Raw genomic sequence first — 15,268 nt, 5'->3', positions numbered from 1 at the left:
CTCCAGTAGATACACCTATAACGAACAACCCCGGTCATATGCTGACCGGGGTTGTCATCTGGGGCGTAAAGCGAGGGTAAAGACCTCGCTCGAATTGTTGCTGCCAGCCTGTTCAGGCGGCGCCCGCCAGCAAGCCGCGAGCGGCTTACTGGGCGCTGTTTTGCAGCGCAGCAATGCGCTCTTCGATCGGCGGGTGGCTGGAGAACAGCTTGCCGATATTGCCGGTGATCCCCATGGCCTGGATGCTCTTGGGCAGCTCGCCGGGCACCATGCCGCCCAGGCGGGCCAGGGCGTTGACCATGGGCTGCTTGCGCCCCATCAGCTGGGCGGCACCGGCGTCGGCACGGAATTCACGCTGGCGCGAGAACCAGGCCACGATGATGGCCGCCACAAAGCCCAGCAGGATGTCCATGACGATGGTGGTCACGTAGTAGCCGATGCCGGGGCCGGAGCTGCTCGATTCGCCCTTGCGCAGGAAGCTGTCCACGCCGTAGCCGATCACGCGCGAGAGGAAGACCACAAAGGTGTTCATCACCCCCTGGATCAGCGTCATGGTCACCATGTCGCCGTTGGCAATGTGGGCCACTTCGTGGCCGATCACGGCCTCCACCTCCTCGCGCGTCATGCCTTGCAGCAGACCGGTGGACACCGCCACCAGCGCGTTGTTCTTGAAGGCTCCGGTGGCGAAGGCATTGGGCTCGCCTTCGTAGATGCCGACCTCGGGCATGCCGATACCGGCCTTCTGCGCGAAGTTCTGCACCGTCTGCACGATCCAGGCCTCATCGGCATTGCGGGGCTGGTCGATCACGTGCACGCCCGAGCTCCACTTGGCCACGGGCTTGGAGATCAACAGCGAGATGATGGCACCGCCAAAACCCATGATGAAGGCGAACCCCAGCAGGGCGCCCAGGTTCAGGCCATTGGCGGTCAGGAAGCGGTTCACACCCAGCAGGCTGGCCGTGATGCCGAGCACCGCCACGACGGCGATGTTGGTCAGAAGAAAAAGTGCAATACGTTTCATGGGGGTTGTTGCTCCACGCGGGGGAAAACAGGACAAAGCCCTACAGGGGGTGAAATGGGGCCGGGCCCTGCAATTTCAAGCGGTTGTCACCTCTGCAGGCCCCAAAGTTATCGTGGTATTGCTGGGACGCTGGCCGCGAAATACGAGGGAGTCATCATAGAAGGAAAAGTTCGTATTTTCCGACCACCATCCCGGCACCCCCAGCACCGGCAGCGGGGCAAAGGGCTTGGCCGCCAAGGCGGCAGCCTGTAGCAGGGGCTGGCGGGCCAGCGCAGCATCGCACAGAGCGGGCATGCCCGCACAGCCGGGCAGTGCCTGCGTACCGTCTGTCGGCAGGCACAGCAGGTGGGCAGTGATGGGCTTGCGCGGTGCCACCAGCTTCTCCAGCAGTGCATGGCCCACAGGCAGCAGGCGGCTGTGCGCCCACAGCGGGCGCAGCGCCACCATCAGGCGCTGCCAGTCGCGGGCATGCAGCGCATCGATCAGCGGCTGCGGCGCCCACCAGACGGCACCGTTCTCGTCCAGCACCGTGAGTGCATCGCGCAGCGGGCCGCGCCGCGCCCCTACGCCCGCACTGGCAATTTCGGCCGCCTGCAGCCGGTTCATCTGCAGCTTGAGCTGGGGCCAGTGCAGCCACACCAGTCCGTTGAAAAAATCGTGCAGGTTGTCCCGCGTGGGCACGCAGCGCTGCGCATGGATGAAGGCTTCATAGGCCATGCCCGCGGGCAGATCGGCCTGGGGCACAAAGCGCAGACCGATGGCCTGCAGCGCAGAGGGCAGCGCGCCGTTGAGCACGGCATGCACCGGCAGCCCTTGGCCCAGCTGCTGCGCCAAAGGCGCACCCACGGCACGCAGGCTCTCCAGCCAGGGGCGGGACCAGTCGATGACGCCCCAGTCCGGGGGCAAGGCAAGCGGCGGGCCGGGTGGGCAGGCGGAAAAGGCAGCAGACATGGCCCCGATTGTCAGGCCACGGCTCAGTTGCCGACGGCGCGGTGGTGGCCGTTGCCGTTGCCGTTGCCGTTGCCGTTGCCGTTGCCGTTGCCAGCATTCGGCTTGTGCGCCCATTTGCCGCGCACCGCCACGCGCGAGGTGCCTTCGTCGCGCATCTCGAAGGCCTGGGTGGCCGCCAGCAGCTTGGACAAGGTGGCATAGCCATAGTTGCGGGCATCGAACGAGGCCTTGTTGGCAATCTGCGTGCCCAGTGCGCCCACCGAGGCCCAGCCCTCTTCGTCCTGCATGGCCTGCACGGCATCGCGCAACAGGTGCATCAGCCGGTGGTCCTGGCGCAGCTCACCGCCCGGCACACGCAGCCCTTGCTGGGGCAGCTTGGCAGGGGCCACCACCGCCACCGGGGGGCCGGTATGGGCCGCCGGGGCAGGTGGCGGTGCCGGGGCAGGCCCAGCCGCAGAGACCGCCCGCTCGGCCGGCTTGCCGCCGGCTGCAGCCACCTCGGTACGCGGTGGCACGGGCCGCGGCTCTGCATGGCTGCTGCCGGAGCCGCCCTCGCCTTCGATCTGGGTTTCCGCATCCTTGCCCGACAGGCTACCCAGCGCCTCCAGGTACAGAAAGCGCGAGCAGGCGTTGACGAAGGGCTTGGGCGTCTGGGCCATGCCAAAGCCATAGACGGCCGCCCCCTTGGCACGCAGGTGCATGACCAGCGGGGTGAAGTCGGCGTCCGAGGAGACGATGCCGAACGCATCCGGCTTCTCGGTGTACAGCAGCTCCATGGCATCCACCGTCATGGCCATGTCGGTGGCGTTCTTGCGCTTGGAATAGTCGTACTGCTGCATGGGACGCAGCGCAAATTCCAGCAGCTTGGATTCCCAGCTCTTGAGCCCGGCCTTGGTCCAGTTGCCGTAGGCACGGCGGATGTTGATCACCCCCAGGGTGGACAGCTCGTTCAGGATCTCGTCGATCATCTCGGCCGGCGCGTTGTCGGCGTCGATCAACAGGGCGATGCGCAACTGGGTTTCTGCCATGGCTGCAGGCTCTCCTTCAGGAATCTGCCCACAGCCTACACGAGCCCCCGTCTCGGCGAAACCCTGCCAGCCCAGGGCCGTGCAGCCCAGCAGGCACCACGGACACTCGCGCAAGCAGGGCCGGCCACTGGGTGTGAGGGTACGGGCCGTCAGGCCTTTGCCGTCTGTGCACCAGCCCGCTGCCCTTCGTCCCCCACCGCCGGATCCAGCCCGGCAGCAGGCGGCGCCATGCCACTCAGTCCTGTGTGGACACCACGCGCCACGGCAGTGCGTCGCCGGCACGCAGCGGCTTGAGCTGCGCCTCGCCGTAGGCAAAGCTGTCCGGTGGGGTCCAGCTTTCGCGGCGCAGCGTCAGCGTGCCGGTGTTGCGCGGCAAGCCGTAGAAGTCGGCGCCATGGAAGCTGGCAAAGCCTTCCAGCTTGTCCAGCGCACCGGCGTTGTCAAACGCCTCGGCATACATCTCGACGGCCGCATGCGCGCTGTAGCAGCCTGCGCAGCCGGTGGCGTGCTCTTTCAGGTGGGCTGCGTGCGGCGCGCTGTCCGTGCCCAGGAAGAACTTGGGGCTGCCGCTGGTGGCCGCCTTGACCAGGGCCAGGCGGTGGGTTTCGCGCTTCAGCACCGGCAGGCAGTAGTAGTGCGGGCGGATGCCGCCCATGAAGATGGCATTGCGGTTGAACAGCAGATGCTGGGGGGTGATGGTGGCCGCCAGGAATCGGTCGGCAGCCGCCACATACTCGGCGGCTTCCAGCGTGGTGACGTGCTCCATCACGATCTTCAGCTCGGGGAAATCACGGCGCAGCGGGATCAGTTGCTGGTCGATGAAGGCGGCTTCGCGGTCGAACAGGTCGATCGCGGGATCGGTCACCTCGCCGTGCACCAGCAGGATCAGACCTTCGCGCTGCATGGCCTGCAGCGTGGGGTAGATCTTGCGGATATCGGTCACGCCATGGTCGCTGTTGGTCGTCGCACCTGCCGGGTACAGCTTGCAGGCCACCACGCCGGCTGCCTTCGCTGCCACGATGTCGGCCGGAGAGAGCTTGTCGGTCAGGTACAGCGTCATCAGCGGCTGGAAGGCGCTGCCGGCCGGCAGGACGGACAGGATGCGCTCGCGGTAATCGGCCGCCATCTGCGCCGTGGTCACCGGCGGCTTCAGGTTGGGCATGATGATGGCGCGGCCCATCTGGGCGGCGCTGTGCGGCACCACGGCGCGCATGGCTTCCCCGTCGCGCACATGCAGGTGCCAGTCGTCGGGACGGGTGATGGTGAGGGTGTCGAGTGGGGCGGTCATGGGGCCCTATTGTCCCATTACCGCCCCACTCTGCGCTGGGCAGCGCCAGCGCTTTGTATGCCCTTTGGCCGCGACGGGACAGCGCCCCGCAGGCGCATCAGTTGTTGGTGATGTGGTTGTCCCCAATCACCTTGCCCCACTTGCCGAGGTCGCTGGCAATGCGTTTGTGCATGGCGGCACCGGGGGCAAAGGCCGCCGTGGTACCCACCTGCTGCAGCTTCTCCTGCACGCTCTTGTCGTCCAGCGCCTTCTTCAGGGCCGCGGTCAGCTGGTCCATGACGGGTTGCGGCGTGCCGCGTGACGCCATCAGGCCGCCCCATGCCACCGCGTCAAAGCCGGGAAATCCTTGTTCGGCCACGGTCTTCACGTCGGGGGTGAACACCACGCGCTGGGGCGAACCCACCGCGATCGGGCGCAGCTTGCCCGACTTGATGTGCGGCAGCGCGGCAATCATGTCCGAGAACATCATGGGCACCTGGCCACCGAGCAGGTCGGTGATGGCCGGTGCGCTGCCCTTGTAGGAGATGTGCAGCATGTCGAACTTGCCCAGGCTCTTCAGCAGCTCGGTGGACAGGTGCCCGAAGCTGCCGGAACCGGCGCTGTTGTAGTTGAGCACCTGTTTCTTGGAGGCCGCAATCAACTGGGAAATGTCCTGCACGTCCAGGACCTTGGGGTTCACCACCATCACGATGGGCAGGTCGTAGGCCACCCCGATGTGGGCGAAATCCTTCAGCAGGTCGTAGCGTTTCTGTCCATACAGCTTGTCTCCCAGCACGGTGGGAGAGGCCAGCATCACCAGCGTATAGCCGTCCGCGGGGCTCTTGGCGGCGGTCTCGGTCCCCACCAGGCCCGAAGCACCGGCGCGGTTTTCCACCACCATGGGCTTGCCCAGGGTCTCACCCATGTGCTGGCCCAGAATGCGCGCGGCCGTATCTGTCGGCCCTCCCGGCGGGAACGGTACGATCAGCTTGATGGGCTGGTTGGGATAGGCCCCGGCATTGGAGGCCAGCGCCGGCGCGCTCCAGGCGCCTGCCAGCAGCGCGACGGCAGCCATGCAGGCCGAACGACGGGCCAGAAGAGAGGAAGTGATGGACATGGGAAAGTCTCCGAAAAATGGCGTACGCAATTTCTGAGGTGTCGCGTATCTGCCAAGCAGCATTGGATTGCGAACATTTGTTCGGAAATAATGCTAGCGGACTTCCTTCCCTGCCTGCGTCCAGCAGGTGACAGTTGCCAACCGCCCGCACCATGCCTTCACAGTCCTCCCCCTCTCCTGCCACGGATCCCTCGCAGGCCTCCGCCCTGCACAGCGAACGCCTGGAGTCGCTGGCCAACGGCCTGGCCCTGCTGCGCGTCTTTGCCGAGGGCACGCCCACGCTGACCGCACAGGAAGCCGCGCTGCGGCTGGGCCTGACGCGTGCGGCCGCCCGCCGCCTGCTGATCACGCTGCAGCTGGAGGGCTATCTGTGCAACGAAGGCACCGAATACCGGGTCACCCCCAAAGTCATGGACCTGGGCTTTGCCTACTACGCCGCCATGAGCCTGCCGCAACTCGCCCATGGCAGCTTGCAGGCCTTGGGTGAACAGGTCACGGAAGCCTGCTCGCTGGGGGTGTGGGATGAGGGGCATGTGGTGATCGTGGCGCGGCACGAACCGGCACGCATGCTGCGCGTCAACGTCGACATCGGCCGCCGGCTCCCGGCGTCGGCCCACTCGATGGGCCGGGTGCTGCTGGCCGCGCAACCCGTCGCGGCCCAGCAGTCCCACTTGCGTGCCCACCCTCCCCGGGCGTTCACCAGGGAGACAGTCACGGACACGGCCCAGCTGCTGCAGATCTTCCACCAGGTCGGCCAGCAAGGCTGGTGCCTGCTCACGGGCGAGTTGGCCGAAGGCTTTTGCGGCATCTCCGTCCCCATCCACGGCGCCTCGGGAAAGATATTGGCGGCCTTGAGCATCACCATGGTGCAGGGACGCCACAGCGCGCACGACATCCAGACGCGCTTTCTCCCGCCCTTGCAAGCGGCAGCCCAGCAGCTGGAAGCCCTGATCGCAGGCCGAGAGCGCTTTCATGGCTTCACCTTCTGAAGGCAGTCCACGCCGCCTTTTTCTGGCGCCATGACAAAAAAAGGAGCACCTGGGGTGCTCCTTTTGCATGGGACATGCGGTCCGGTCAGTGCTGCAGGATCTTGCTGAGAAAGTCCTTGGTACGCGGCTGGCGTTCGTCGGGCTTGCCAAAGAAATCTTCCTTGGTGCAGTCTTCCAGAATCTTGCCACCCACGTCCATGAAGATCACGCGGCTGGCCACCTTCTTGGCAAAGCCCATTTCGTGCGTCACGCACATCATGGTCATGCCTTCGTTGGCCAGGCCCACCATCACGTCCAGCACTTCGCCCACCATTTCGGGGTCCAGTGCGGAAGTGGGTTCGTCAAACAGCATCACGATGGGGTCCATGGACAGCGCACGGGCAATCGCCACGCGCTGCTGCTGACCACCGGAGAGCTGACCGGGGAACTTGTCCTTGTGTGCGGTCAGGCCCACGCGGTCCAGCATCTTCAGGCCACGCACCTTGGCATCGTCTGCCGAGCGACCCAGCACCTTGATCTGGGCAATGGTCAGGTTCTCGGTCACCGTCAGGTGGGGGAACAGCTCGAAATGCTGGAACACCATGCCCACCTTGGAGCGCAGCTTGGGCAGATCGGTCTTGGGATCGTGCACGGCGGTGCCGTTCACATAGATCTCGCCTTTTTGCACCGGCTCCAGCGCATTGATGGTCTTGATCAGCGTGGACTTGCCGGAGCCCGACGGGCCGCACACCACCACCACCTCACCTTTGTTGATGCTGGTGGAGCAGTCGTTGAGCACCTGGAAGCTGCCGTACCACTTGGAAACGTTTTTGAGTTCGATCATGAGTATTCCTCAGAGTCTGGGTGATACGCCGCTCAGCGAATGATGGCGATCTTCTTGTGCAGACGCTTCACCAGCCACGACAGAGCGAAGCAGATGATGAAGTAGATGACGGCGGCAGCGATATAGGCCTCCATCGGGCGACCATAATTCTTGCCCGCCACTTCAAAGCCCTTGAGCATGTCGTAGGCGCCAATGGCGTAGACCAGCGAGGTGTCCTGGAACAGGATGATGGTCTGCGTCAGCAGCACCGGCAGCATGTTGCGGAAAGCCTGTGGCAGCACCACCAGACGCATGTTCTGGCCATAGGTCATGCCCAGCGCCTGGCCGGCAAACACCTGGCCACGCGGGATGGACTGGATGCCGGCCCGCATGATTTCCGAGAAATACGCTGCCTCGAATGCCACGAAGGTGATGACGGCCGACAGTTCCGCACCGATCGGGCGGCCGATGACCAGCGGCACCAGCAGGAAGAACCACAGAATCACCATCACCAGCGGGATGGAGCGCATGCCGTTGACGTAGATCGTGGCCGGCACGATCAGCCATTGCTTGCCCGACAGGCGCATCAGCGCCAGCAGGGTACCGAAGAAGATACCGCCCAGCGTGGCCACCACCGTCAGGGTGACACTGAACATCAGCCCCTTGAGGATGAAGTTCTGGACCAGGTCCCAGTTGTAGAACGAGAAGTCGAGTGCCAAGTTCATATCAGTGTCCTCCCGCACCCGATGCGCTGATCATGCCCGGCACGCGGGAGCGCTTCTCGATGAAAGCCATGATGCGGTTGATCGCAAAGGCCGAGATGACATACAGACCTGTCACCGCCATGTAGACCTCGATGCCCCGGCCGGTTTCTTCCTGGGCCTGCATGGCGAACATGGTCAGCTCGGTCACCGACACGGCAAACGCCACGGACGAGTTCTTGAAGATGTTCATCGTCTCGCTGGTCAGCGGCGGAATGATGATGCGGAACGCGTTGGGCAGCAGCACATAGCGGTAGGTCTGCCAGGTCGTGAAGCCCACGGCCATACCGGCATAACGCTGACCACGCGGCAGCGCCTGGATACCGGAGCGCACCTGCTCGGCAATACGCGCCGAGGTGAAAAAGCCCAGAGCCAGCACCACCAGCACAAAGCCGGAAACCGACTTCATCGCCGGGAACAGCGAAGGCACCACGTGGTACCAGAGAAAAATTTGCACCAGCAGGGGGATGTTGCGGAAAAACTCCACCCATGCATTGCCAAAGCGCACGACCCACGGGTGGTCGGGCAAAGTGCGCAATGTGCCGATCACGATACCCGCCGCCAATGCCAGCAGCAGTGCCAGCAACGAAACCGAGATGGTCCAGCCCCAGGCCGACAACATCCAGTCCAGGTAGGTGATGTCACCGTTCTTGCCGAAACACCCTTGCACCTGCGTGCGCTCCAGGGTGTCTTCGCAGAACATCTGCCAATCCCATGCCATAGGATTTCCTTCACAAAATTTCAACTACGGGCGCGGCCCACGGCGCCCGCCCAACAAAAAACGCCCCTGGCGATGCCAGGCACCGCAGGGGCGTCACCGGGCCGATTTACTTGTTGAAATCTTCCTTGGGCTTGTTGTTGGGGTGCAGCCAGGCGTTCTTGGTCGACTCCGACAGCGGCAGACCCACCTTCTGGTTGGCCGGCGGGATGGGTTGCATGAACCACTTGTCGTACAGCTTCTCCAGCGAACCGTCCTTGACCTGGCGGGCGATGGAGTCGTTCACGGCCTTCAGGAAAGCCGGATCGCTCTTGCGCACCATGCAGGCGATGGGTTCGGTCGACAGGGGTTCACCCACCAGCTTGAAGTCCTTGGGAGCCTTGGACTTGGAGATGTTGCCCATCAGGATGGAGCCGTCCATCACGAACGCATCGGCGCGACCGGTTTCCAGCAGCAGGAAGCTGTCGGCATGGTCCTTGCCCATGATGTTCTTGAAGTCGATGCCTTCGGCACGCTTGTTCTGGCGCAGCAGTTGCACCGAAGTGGTGCCCGTGGTGGTGGCCACGGTCTTGCCGTTCAGATCCTTGATGTCGTTGATGCCGGAGTTGGCCTTCACCGCAATGCGCACCTGCTCCATGTAGGTGGTGTTGGCGAAGTCCACATCCTTCTGGCGGTTCAGGTCATTGGTGGTGGAGCCGCACTCCAGGTCCACCGTGCCGTTCACCACCAGGGGGATACGGTTCTGCGAAGTCACAGGCTGGTACTTGACGTCGACCTTGGCCACGCCCAGTTGCTTCTGGATGTCCTTGACGATGTTCTCGGCCATCTCGGTGTGGAAGCCCACGTACTTGCCGTCACCCAGCGTATAGGCCAGAGCGCCCGAGGACTCGCGCACGCCCAGCGTGATGCTGCCGGAGGACTTGACCTTGGCCAGGGTGTCATTGGCTTGCGCCATCGCGCTGCCTGCAGCCAGAGCGGCCACAGCAACGGCCAGCAAATGCTTCTTCATATCTGTATCTCCTCAATAGATAGGGTCCAACGCAGGACGGCAGGCCGCACCACCAGCGATGCCTGCCATGCTCACATCCTGGGAGCACATTGTGCAACCAAGCTTGCGCTGGATCGCAGTATGTGTCCACCACGTGACCGTGTCGTCAGGATTTGACCTGTATGCGTGTAAATCTCTAGGTAAGAAATTTTCATGCCAGGTTCTGCCCGGGCGCCGGGTTGCCGCATCATATGCAAGTAGGCACTCTCCGCCAATGCCGCGTTGTTTGGAAAGTATGCACAGCCTGCATCAGGTGGGCAGTGTGCCTGCACCCTGCTCCTGCAGAAACGTCCACAGTGCATGGGCAACGCTGTTGCCCCCATCCTTGCCGACAGGTTTTTCCCTATAAGCCCTGACATCCATAGGCATTTGGAACTGGGTCAGCTCGGCCGGAGCCGCCTGCACCAGGCGCCCGCTCTCCAGTTCCTTGCGTACCGCACTGAAGGGCAGGAAGGCAATCCCATGGCCTTCCAGTGCCATGGCTTTCAGGCCTTCGGCCATATCCGTTTCGTACACCCGGTCCAGGTGGATGGGGATGCCCGCATCCTTCAGGATCAGCTCGGTCACCCGGCCCAGGTAGGCGCCGGGCGCATAGCCCAGGAAAGGCAGCGGCTGCCCCGCCGTGCCGGGCAGCGCGTACAGCGGGCGTCCCTGTGCGTCGGGCTTGGAGTACGGGGCCAGCAGTTCCTGGCCCAGGCTGACCATCTCGTATTTGTTGGCGTCCAGCTGCAGCGGCTGGGAAGAGTGGTGGTAGGCGATCAGCAGGTCACAGCCGCCTTCCACCAGGCGCATCACCGCGTCATGCACATTCAGCGCGATCAGGCGGCTCTTGAAGGGGCCGAACTGCTCATGCAAGGCCGACACCCAGGCCGGGAAAAAGGTGAACGCCAACGTGTGCGGGACCGCAAAACCGACCATGCCCTTGCCCGCGCTGACGTGCGAGCGCAGCATGGTGCGCGTGCTTTGCAGCGACTGCAGCATCTCCAGCGCCTGGTCGTACATAGTCTTGCCCGCGGGCGTCAGCCGCGTGGGATAGGAGCTGCGATCCACCAGATCGGTGCCTGCCCAGGCTTCCAGCGCCTGGATGCGCCGCGAGAACGCCGGTTGGGTGACATGACGCAGTTGCGCGGACCGGCTGAAACTGCGAGTTTCAGCCAGGCTGACAAAGTCTTCGAGCCATTTGGTTTCCATGTCCGCCATTATCTGCGAGCGCTATGCATGGAATGCATAGTTGGCATGCAACGCCCTCCCGCGCACCAGGGAAGTGCGCAAAACCGCTGTATTCAGCGGTCTTCGCACGCACAACACCCGCTTTCCCATCGCCACGCACCCGCATGGTGCTGTAGGCACTGTCTGAAGCGAAAGCCTGCCCCTGTCCTACGACATCTCGAGAAAATCCCAATAACTATCGAAGTGATAGCAGCATGATGCGCCGTGTCGCTCTGGCACGGCACATCTCCCAACCAGGAGAAGCCGTGAGCTACACCACCCGCCAAGTCCAGAATCTGTTGACCAAGCCGGAGCTGGAACTGTTCCAGGCCAGCCGCATCGGCGCCATCAAGGCCTTCAACGCCCGGCAGCTGGTGGGCAAGATTTCCCGTGCACGTGCGCTGCGCGACAAGTACCGCGACCTCTACCAGCGCCAGACCGTGCGCACCGCGACCGCTGCGGCCACCCCGCGCAAGGTGACGGGCACGGCCAATCTCCGCACCGACGTCAAAGCCGATGTGATGCAGGAAGTGCTGGGCCGTTTCGAGGCCCAATTCGAGAAGGTGCAAAGCCCTCCCGGCCAGGCCAGCAAGAAAGCACCTGCTGCCAAGCGGGCGCCAGGCAAGCCCACAGGCAAGGCCGACATCGCCATGCGCGGGATGAAAGGCACCACCCCACGGCAGCTGGCGCGCACCCGACGCGCGGCAGCCGATGTGGCGCAGGAAGTCGTGCAGTCGCGCGCCGCCACCCCCAAGCCTGCCGCCAAAAAACGTGCAACGCCCTCTACGGCAGCCAAAACCGCCACCACCTCCGCCGCCAAGACGGTCCGCACCAAGGCAGTCGCCGCACCCGCCAAAACCCCGGCCAAGTCAGTGCGCGCCACCGCGGCCAAGAAGTCTGCCGCAACCAGTGCCACCACCGGGCGCAGCAGCCCCAAGGCGGGTAAAAAGGCCGCGGCGTGACATCCTGCCGGTGATGTGGCACCCGGCGGTGCCACCCCGGCGCGCGCCCGTGCCCATGCCCATGGGCCCGGCGTGGCAACCGCGAACGCAGCGCCGCCCGGCCCTCTGCACACCGGCCCTTGTGAGGGCCGGTTGCCGTTCAGGGGGTGAAGCCGCTGCCGTGCCCGCCGACCGCCGCAGGCAGCCGGCGATCGCGGCCGACCTCTGACAGGCCTTGCGCATTCGTTGCGCGGATGCTCCAAACCAAGGGAAATGCCTATTGTTTGACGACAGGCCGTGCCGCGTTGTTCCTCGATAATGCCCCAGCGCACCCACCGGTGCGTTCTCCACTCCACACCTCACGGTGCACAACGCCGCGGCGGTAGAGGGACTGCATTTCAACCATGTGTGTTTTTCTGACTTCCCGCGTTCATGTCCTCCATTCCTCCCGAGACCGAAGGTGCGGCCGATGCCGGCGCGCGCCCGGATGAGCCTCGCTCCCTGCGCATCGAAGACTGGCTGACGGTGGCCATCATGGCCGCACTGGCCCTGATCACCTTTGCCAATGTGCTGGTGCGCTACTTCACCGACTCCTCCTTCGCCTGGACCGAAGAAATCTCGGTGTTCCTGATGATCCTGCTGGCCCTGGTGGCCGGCTCCGGTGCGGTGGCGCGCAACCAGCACATCCGCATCGAGTTCTTTGCCGACCGGGGCTCCGTGGCCCGCCGCCGTGCACTGGCGCGCTTCGGCACGCTGATGGTGGCCCTGCTGTTTGCGGTGATCGCCGTGCTCAGCGTGCGTGTGGTCTGGGACGATTACCGCTTTGAAGAGACCTCGCCCGGCATTGGCGTGCCGCAGTGGTGGTATTCGATCTGGCTGCCCCTGGTGTCAGCCCTGATCACCCTGCGCGCCCTGGGCCTGTTTGTGCGCCAGGGCAAGCCCGGCGCCTTCACCGAAGACGAGACCATCGAAGCCTCCGGCAAGGAGGCCCCATGATCGCCACCCTGCTGTTTCTGGCCTTTCTAGGCCTGATGTTCGTCGGCGTGCCCATTGGCGCTGCCCTAGGCCTGGCCGGTGCGGCCGCGATTGCGCTGGCCAATGCCGATACCCAGTGGTTCGGCCTGCTGGCCGTGCCGCAGAACTTCTATGCCGGCCTGGGCAAGTACCCGCTGCTGGCGATCCCCATGTTCGTTCTGGTGGGCTCCATCTTTGACCGCTCGGGCGTGGCCTTGCGCCTGGTCAACTTCGCCATCGCCATCGTGGGCCGCGGCCCCGGCATGCTGCCGCTGGTGGCCATCTGCGTGGCCATGTTCCTGGGCGGCATCTCGGGCTCCGGCCCGGCCAATGCCGCCGCCGTGGGCGGCGTGATGATTGCCGCCATGAGCCGCGCCGGCTACCCCAAGAGCTTCTCCGCCAGCGTGGTGGGCGCTGCCGCAGCGACCGACATCCTGATCCCGCCATCCGTGGCCTTCATCATCTACTCGGTGCTGGTGCCCGGCGCCTCGGTGCCGGCCCTGTTTGCCGCCGGCATGGTGCCCGGCGTGCTGGCGGGAATTGCCCTGATCGTGCCGGCCGTATGGATGGCACGCCGGCACAAGATGGGGGCACTGGAAGCCACCCTGCCCCGCCCGGCTTTCTGGAAGAGCCTGAAGGAAGCCTCCTGGGGCCTGGCCGCGCCGGTGCTGATCCTGGGCGGCATGCGCGCCGGCTGGTTCACCCCCACCGAAGCCGCCGTGGTGGCCGTGTTCTACGGCCTGTTCGTGGGCATGGTCATTCACCGCACCATCCGCGTGCGCGACCTCTACCCCATCCTGCGCGAAGCGGGCGAGCTGTCCGCCGTGATCCTGATCGTGGTCTCGCTGGCCGGCATCTTTGCCTTCTCCCTGTCCACCCTGGGCGTGATCGACCCGGTGGCCGCCGCCATCGTGAACTCCGGCCTGGGCGAATACGGCGTGATGGCGCTGCTGATCCTGCTGCTCATCACCGTGGGCATGTTCCTGGACGGCATCTCCATCTTCCTGATCTTTGTGCCGCTGCTGCTGCCCATCATGAACCACTACCACTGGGACCCCGTGTGGTTCGGCGTGATCCTCACGCTCAAGGTGGCGTTGGGCCAGTTCACCCCACCGCTGGCGGTCAACCTGATGGTGTCCTGCCGCATCGCCGGTGTGCGCATGGAGTCCACCGTGCGCTGGGTGGGCTGGATGCTGCTGGCCATGTTCCTGGTCATGGTGCTGGTCATTGCCTTCCCGCAGCTGGCGCTGTGGCTCCCGGCGAAGCTGGGCTATTGAGTGTTCCCCCGGTTCCGATTCCCAACCTATAAGGAGACAAAACCATGCAACTGCGCACTTTCCTGACCACCGCCGTGGCGGCCGCCGCCACCCTGGCCTTTGCCCTGCCTTCCGCCATGGCCGAGACCAAGTACAAGAGCGAATACCGCATGTCCCTGGTGCTGGGCACCGCCTTCCCCTGGGGCAAGGGTGGCGAAATCTGGGCCGACAAGGTGCGTGAGCGCACCCAGGGCCGCATCAACATCAAGCTCTACCCCGGCACCTCGCTGGTGCAGGGCGACCAGACGCGTGAGTTCAGCGCCATCCGCCAGGGCGTGATCGACATGGCCGTGGGCTCCACCATCAACTGGTCGCCCCAGGTCAAGGCACTGAACCTGTTCTCGCTGCCCTTCCTGTTCCCCGACTACGCGGCCGTGGACGCCGTGGTGCAGGGCGACACCGGCAAGGAAATCTTCAAGACCATCGACAAGGCCGGCGTGCTACCGCTGGCCTGGGGCGAGAACGGCTACCGCGAGATCTCCAACTCCAAGAAGGCCATCACCAAGCCCGAAGACCTCAAGGGTCTGAAGATCCGCGTGGTCGGTTCCCCGCTGTTCCTGGACACCTTCACCGCCCTGGGCGCCAACCCCACGCAGATGAGCTGGGCCGATGCCCAGCCCGCCATGGCCAGCAGCGCCGTGGATGGCCAGGAGAACCCGATTGCCGTGTACATGGCCGCCAAGCTGCAGTCCGTGGGCCAGAAGCACATGACGCTGTGGGGCTACATGAACGACCCGCTGGTGTTTGTGGTGAACAAGGACGTGTGGGCCAGCTGGACTCCGGCCGACCAGGCCATCGTCAAGCAGGCCGCACTGGACGCGGCCAAGGAACAGATCGCCATCGCACGCAAGGGGCTGGTGGAGCCCGGCAAGCCGCTGGTCAAGGACCTGGAAGGCCTGGGCGTGACGGTGGTCGACCTGAATGCGGCACAGCGCAAGGTGTTTGCCGACGCCACCAAGAGCGTCTACACCAAGTGGAAGCCCCAGATCGGCACCAACCTGGTGGACATGGCCGAGAAGGCCATCGCCGGCAGCCGCAAGTAAACAGCGCCACGGGCACATCGCTGCCGCCTGGCAGCGGCGTGCC

Annotated in this window: 15 protein-coding genes; 5 read left to right on the top strand and 10 right to left on the bottom strand. The window is 64.6% G+C overall.

Going from position 1 to position 15,268, the window contains the following annotated elements; all coding sequences use genetic code 11:
* Positions 1 to 145: 145 nt before the first annotated feature.
* The 5 genes from htpX to QM470_RS17565 all read right to left on the bottom strand — a co-directional run bounded on the left by htpX (position 146) and on the right by QM470_RS17565 (position 5,384).
* Positions 146 to 1,021 (bottom strand): protease HtpX, encoded by an 876-nt coding sequence (gene htpX / locus QM470_RS17585; protein ID WP_066540899.1) that lies wholly within the window; start codon positions 1,019 to 1,021, stop codon positions 146 to 148.
* A 75-nt stretch (positions 1,022 to 1,096) separates the two neighbouring features.
* Positions 1,097 to 1,972 carry a DUF3025 domain-containing protein gene (locus tag QM470_RS17580; protein WP_283340160.1) on the bottom strand — a complete coding sequence of 292 codons (876 nt, stop codon included), beginning with the start codon at positions 1,970 to 1,972 and terminating at the stop codon, positions 1,097 to 1,099.
* 23 nt (positions 1,973 to 1,995) lie between these two features.
* Positions 1,996 to 3,000 carry an NYN domain-containing protein gene (locus tag QM470_RS17575; protein ID WP_283340159.1) on the bottom strand — a complete coding sequence of 335 codons (1,005 nt, stop codon included), beginning with the start codon at positions 2,998 to 3,000 and terminating at the stop codon, positions 1,996 to 1,998.
* Positions 3,001 to 3,235: 235 nt separating this feature from the next.
* Positions 3,236 to 4,288, bottom strand: a complete 1,053-nt coding sequence (gene pyrC, locus QM470_RS17570; protein ID WP_280011243.1) for a dihydroorotase — start codon at positions 4,286 to 4,288, stop codon at positions 3,236 to 3,238.
* A gap of 97 nt (positions 4,289 to 4,385) precedes the next feature.
* Positions 4,386 to 5,384, bottom strand: a complete 999-nt coding sequence (locus QM470_RS17565) for a Bug family tripartite tricarboxylate transporter substrate binding protein (protein ID WP_502846850.1) — start codon at positions 5,382 to 5,384, stop codon at positions 4,386 to 4,388.
* 152 nt (positions 5,385 to 5,536) lie between these two features.
* Between QM470_RS17565 and QM470_RS17560 the strand changes: the two genes are divergently transcribed.
* Positions 5,537 to 6,373 carry an IclR family transcriptional regulator domain-containing protein gene (locus QM470_RS17560; RefSeq protein WP_283340158.1) on the top strand — a complete coding sequence of 279 codons (837 nt, stop codon included), beginning with the start codon at positions 5,537 to 5,539 and terminating at the stop codon, positions 6,371 to 6,373.
* Between the two features lie 85 nt (positions 6,374 to 6,458).
* Here the strand turns inward: QM470_RS17560 and QM470_RS17555 are convergent, their stop codons facing one another.
* The 5 genes from QM470_RS17555 to QM470_RS17535 form a co-directional block, all read right to left on the bottom strand.
* Positions 6,459 to 7,196 (bottom strand): amino acid ABC transporter ATP-binding protein, encoded by a 738-nt coding sequence (locus QM470_RS17555; protein WP_115594620.1) that lies wholly within the window; start codon positions 7,194 to 7,196, stop codon positions 6,459 to 6,461.
* A gap of 32 nt (positions 7,197 to 7,228) precedes the next feature.
* Positions 7,229 to 7,900, bottom strand: a complete 672-nt coding sequence (locus tag QM470_RS17550; protein ID WP_066540906.1) for an amino acid ABC transporter permease — start codon at positions 7,898 to 7,900, stop codon at positions 7,229 to 7,231.
* Between the two features lies 1 nt (position 7,901).
* Positions 7,902 to 8,657, bottom strand: a complete 756-nt coding sequence (locus tag QM470_RS17545) for an amino acid ABC transporter permease (protein WP_218334232.1) — start codon at positions 8,655 to 8,657, stop codon at positions 7,902 to 7,904.
* Positions 8,658 to 8,763: 106 nt separating this feature from the next.
* The gene (locus QM470_RS17540; RefSeq protein ID WP_192334791.1) at positions 8,764 to 9,663 is read right to left on the bottom strand and encodes an amino acid ABC transporter substrate-binding protein; all 900 of its coding nucleotides are present in this window, start codon (positions 9,661 to 9,663) and stop codon (positions 8,764 to 8,766) included.
* 288 nt (positions 9,664 to 9,951) lie between these two features.
* Positions 9,952 to 10,893: a LysR substrate-binding domain-containing protein gene (locus QM470_RS17535; protein WP_172591766.1), complete on the bottom strand. Its 942-nt coding sequence runs from the start codon at positions 10,891 to 10,893 to the stop codon at positions 9,952 to 9,954.
* Between the two features lie 284 nt (positions 10,894 to 11,177).
* On the opposite strand from QM470_RS17535, the gene QM470_RS17530 reads away from it, so the two are divergent.
* From QM470_RS17530 to QM470_RS17515, 4 genes are all read left to right on the top strand, one after another.
* Positions 11,178 to 11,873: a hypothetical protein gene (locus QM470_RS17530; protein WP_283340157.1), complete on the top strand. Its 696-nt coding sequence runs from the start codon at positions 11,178 to 11,180 to the stop codon at positions 11,871 to 11,873.
* A 411-nt stretch (positions 11,874 to 12,284) separates the two neighbouring features.
* Positions 12,285 to 12,848, top strand: a complete 564-nt coding sequence (locus tag QM470_RS17525) for a TRAP transporter small permease (protein WP_218334230.1) — start codon at positions 12,285 to 12,287, stop codon at positions 12,846 to 12,848.
* Complete coding sequence (locus QM470_RS17520) at positions 12,845 to 14,143, top strand: TRAP transporter large permease (protein WP_218334229.1); 1,299 nt, start codon at positions 12,845 to 12,847, stop codon at positions 14,141 to 14,143. The genes QM470_RS17525 and QM470_RS17520 overlap by 4 nt, the downstream gene beginning before the upstream one ends.
* A 44-nt stretch (positions 14,144 to 14,187) precedes the next feature.
* Positions 14,188 to 15,225: a DctP family TRAP transporter solute-binding subunit gene (locus tag QM470_RS17515; protein ID WP_066540912.1), complete on the top strand. Its 1,038-nt coding sequence runs from the start codon at positions 14,188 to 14,190 to the stop codon at positions 15,223 to 15,225.
* Positions 15,226 to 15,268 lie beyond the last annotated feature (43 nt).

The organism is Comamonas sp. 17RB, assembly GCF_030056555.1.
Lineage (GTDB): Bacteria > Pseudomonadota > Gammaproteobacteria > Burkholderiales > Burkholderiaceae_C > Comamonas > Comamonas terrigena.
This window is presented reverse-complemented; position numbering and strand designations above follow the sequence as displayed.

Coding starts and splice junctions, on each gene's coding strand:
- htpX (WP_066540899.1), bottom strand. CDS start 1,021: ATGAAACGTATTGCACTTTTTCTTCTGACCAACATCGCCGTCGTGGCG.
- QM470_RS17580 (WP_283340160.1), bottom strand. CDS start 1,972: ATGTCTGCTGCCTTTTCCGCCTGCCCACCCGGCCCGCCGCTTGCCTTG.
- QM470_RS17575 (WP_283340159.1), bottom strand. CDS start 3,000: ATGGCAGAAACCCAGTTGCGCATCGCCCTGTTGATCGACGCCGACAAC.
- pyrC (WP_280011243.1), bottom strand. CDS start 4,288: ATGACCGCCCCACTCGACACCCTCACCATCACCCGTCCCGACGACTGG.
- QM470_RS17565 (WP_502846850.1), bottom strand. CDS start 5,384: ATGTCCATCACTTCCTCTCTTCTGGCCCGTCGTTCGGCCTGCATGGCT.
- QM470_RS17560 (WP_283340158.1), top strand. CDS start 5,537: ATGCCTTCACAGTCCTCCCCCTCTCCTGCCACGGATCCCTCGCAGGCC.
- QM470_RS17555 (WP_115594620.1), bottom strand. CDS start 7,196: ATGATCGAACTCAAAAACGTTTCCAAGTGGTACGGCAGCTTCCAGGTG.
- QM470_RS17550 (WP_066540906.1), bottom strand. CDS start 7,900: ATGAACTTGGCACTCGACTTCTCGTTCTACAACTGGGACCTGGTCCAG.
- QM470_RS17545 (WP_218334232.1), bottom strand. CDS start 8,657: ATGGCATGGGATTGGCAGATGTTCTGCGAAGACACCCTGGAGCGCACG.
- QM470_RS17540 (WP_192334791.1), bottom strand. CDS start 9,663: ATGAAGAAGCATTTGCTGGCCGTTGCTGTGGCCGCTCTGGCTGCAGGC.
- QM470_RS17535 (WP_172591766.1), bottom strand. CDS start 10,893: ATGGAAACCAAATGGCTCGAAGACTTTGTCAGCCTGGCTGAAACTCGC.
- QM470_RS17525 (WP_218334230.1), top strand. CDS start 12,285: ATGTCCTCCATTCCTCCCGAGACCGAAGGTGCGGCCGATGCCGGCGCG.
- QM470_RS17520 (WP_218334229.1), top strand. CDS start 12,845: ATGATCGCCACCCTGCTGTTTCTGGCCTTTCTAGGCCTGATGTTCGTC.
- QM470_RS17515 (WP_066540912.1), top strand. CDS start 14,188: ATGCAACTGCGCACTTTCCTGACCACCGCCGTGGCGGCCGCCGCCACC.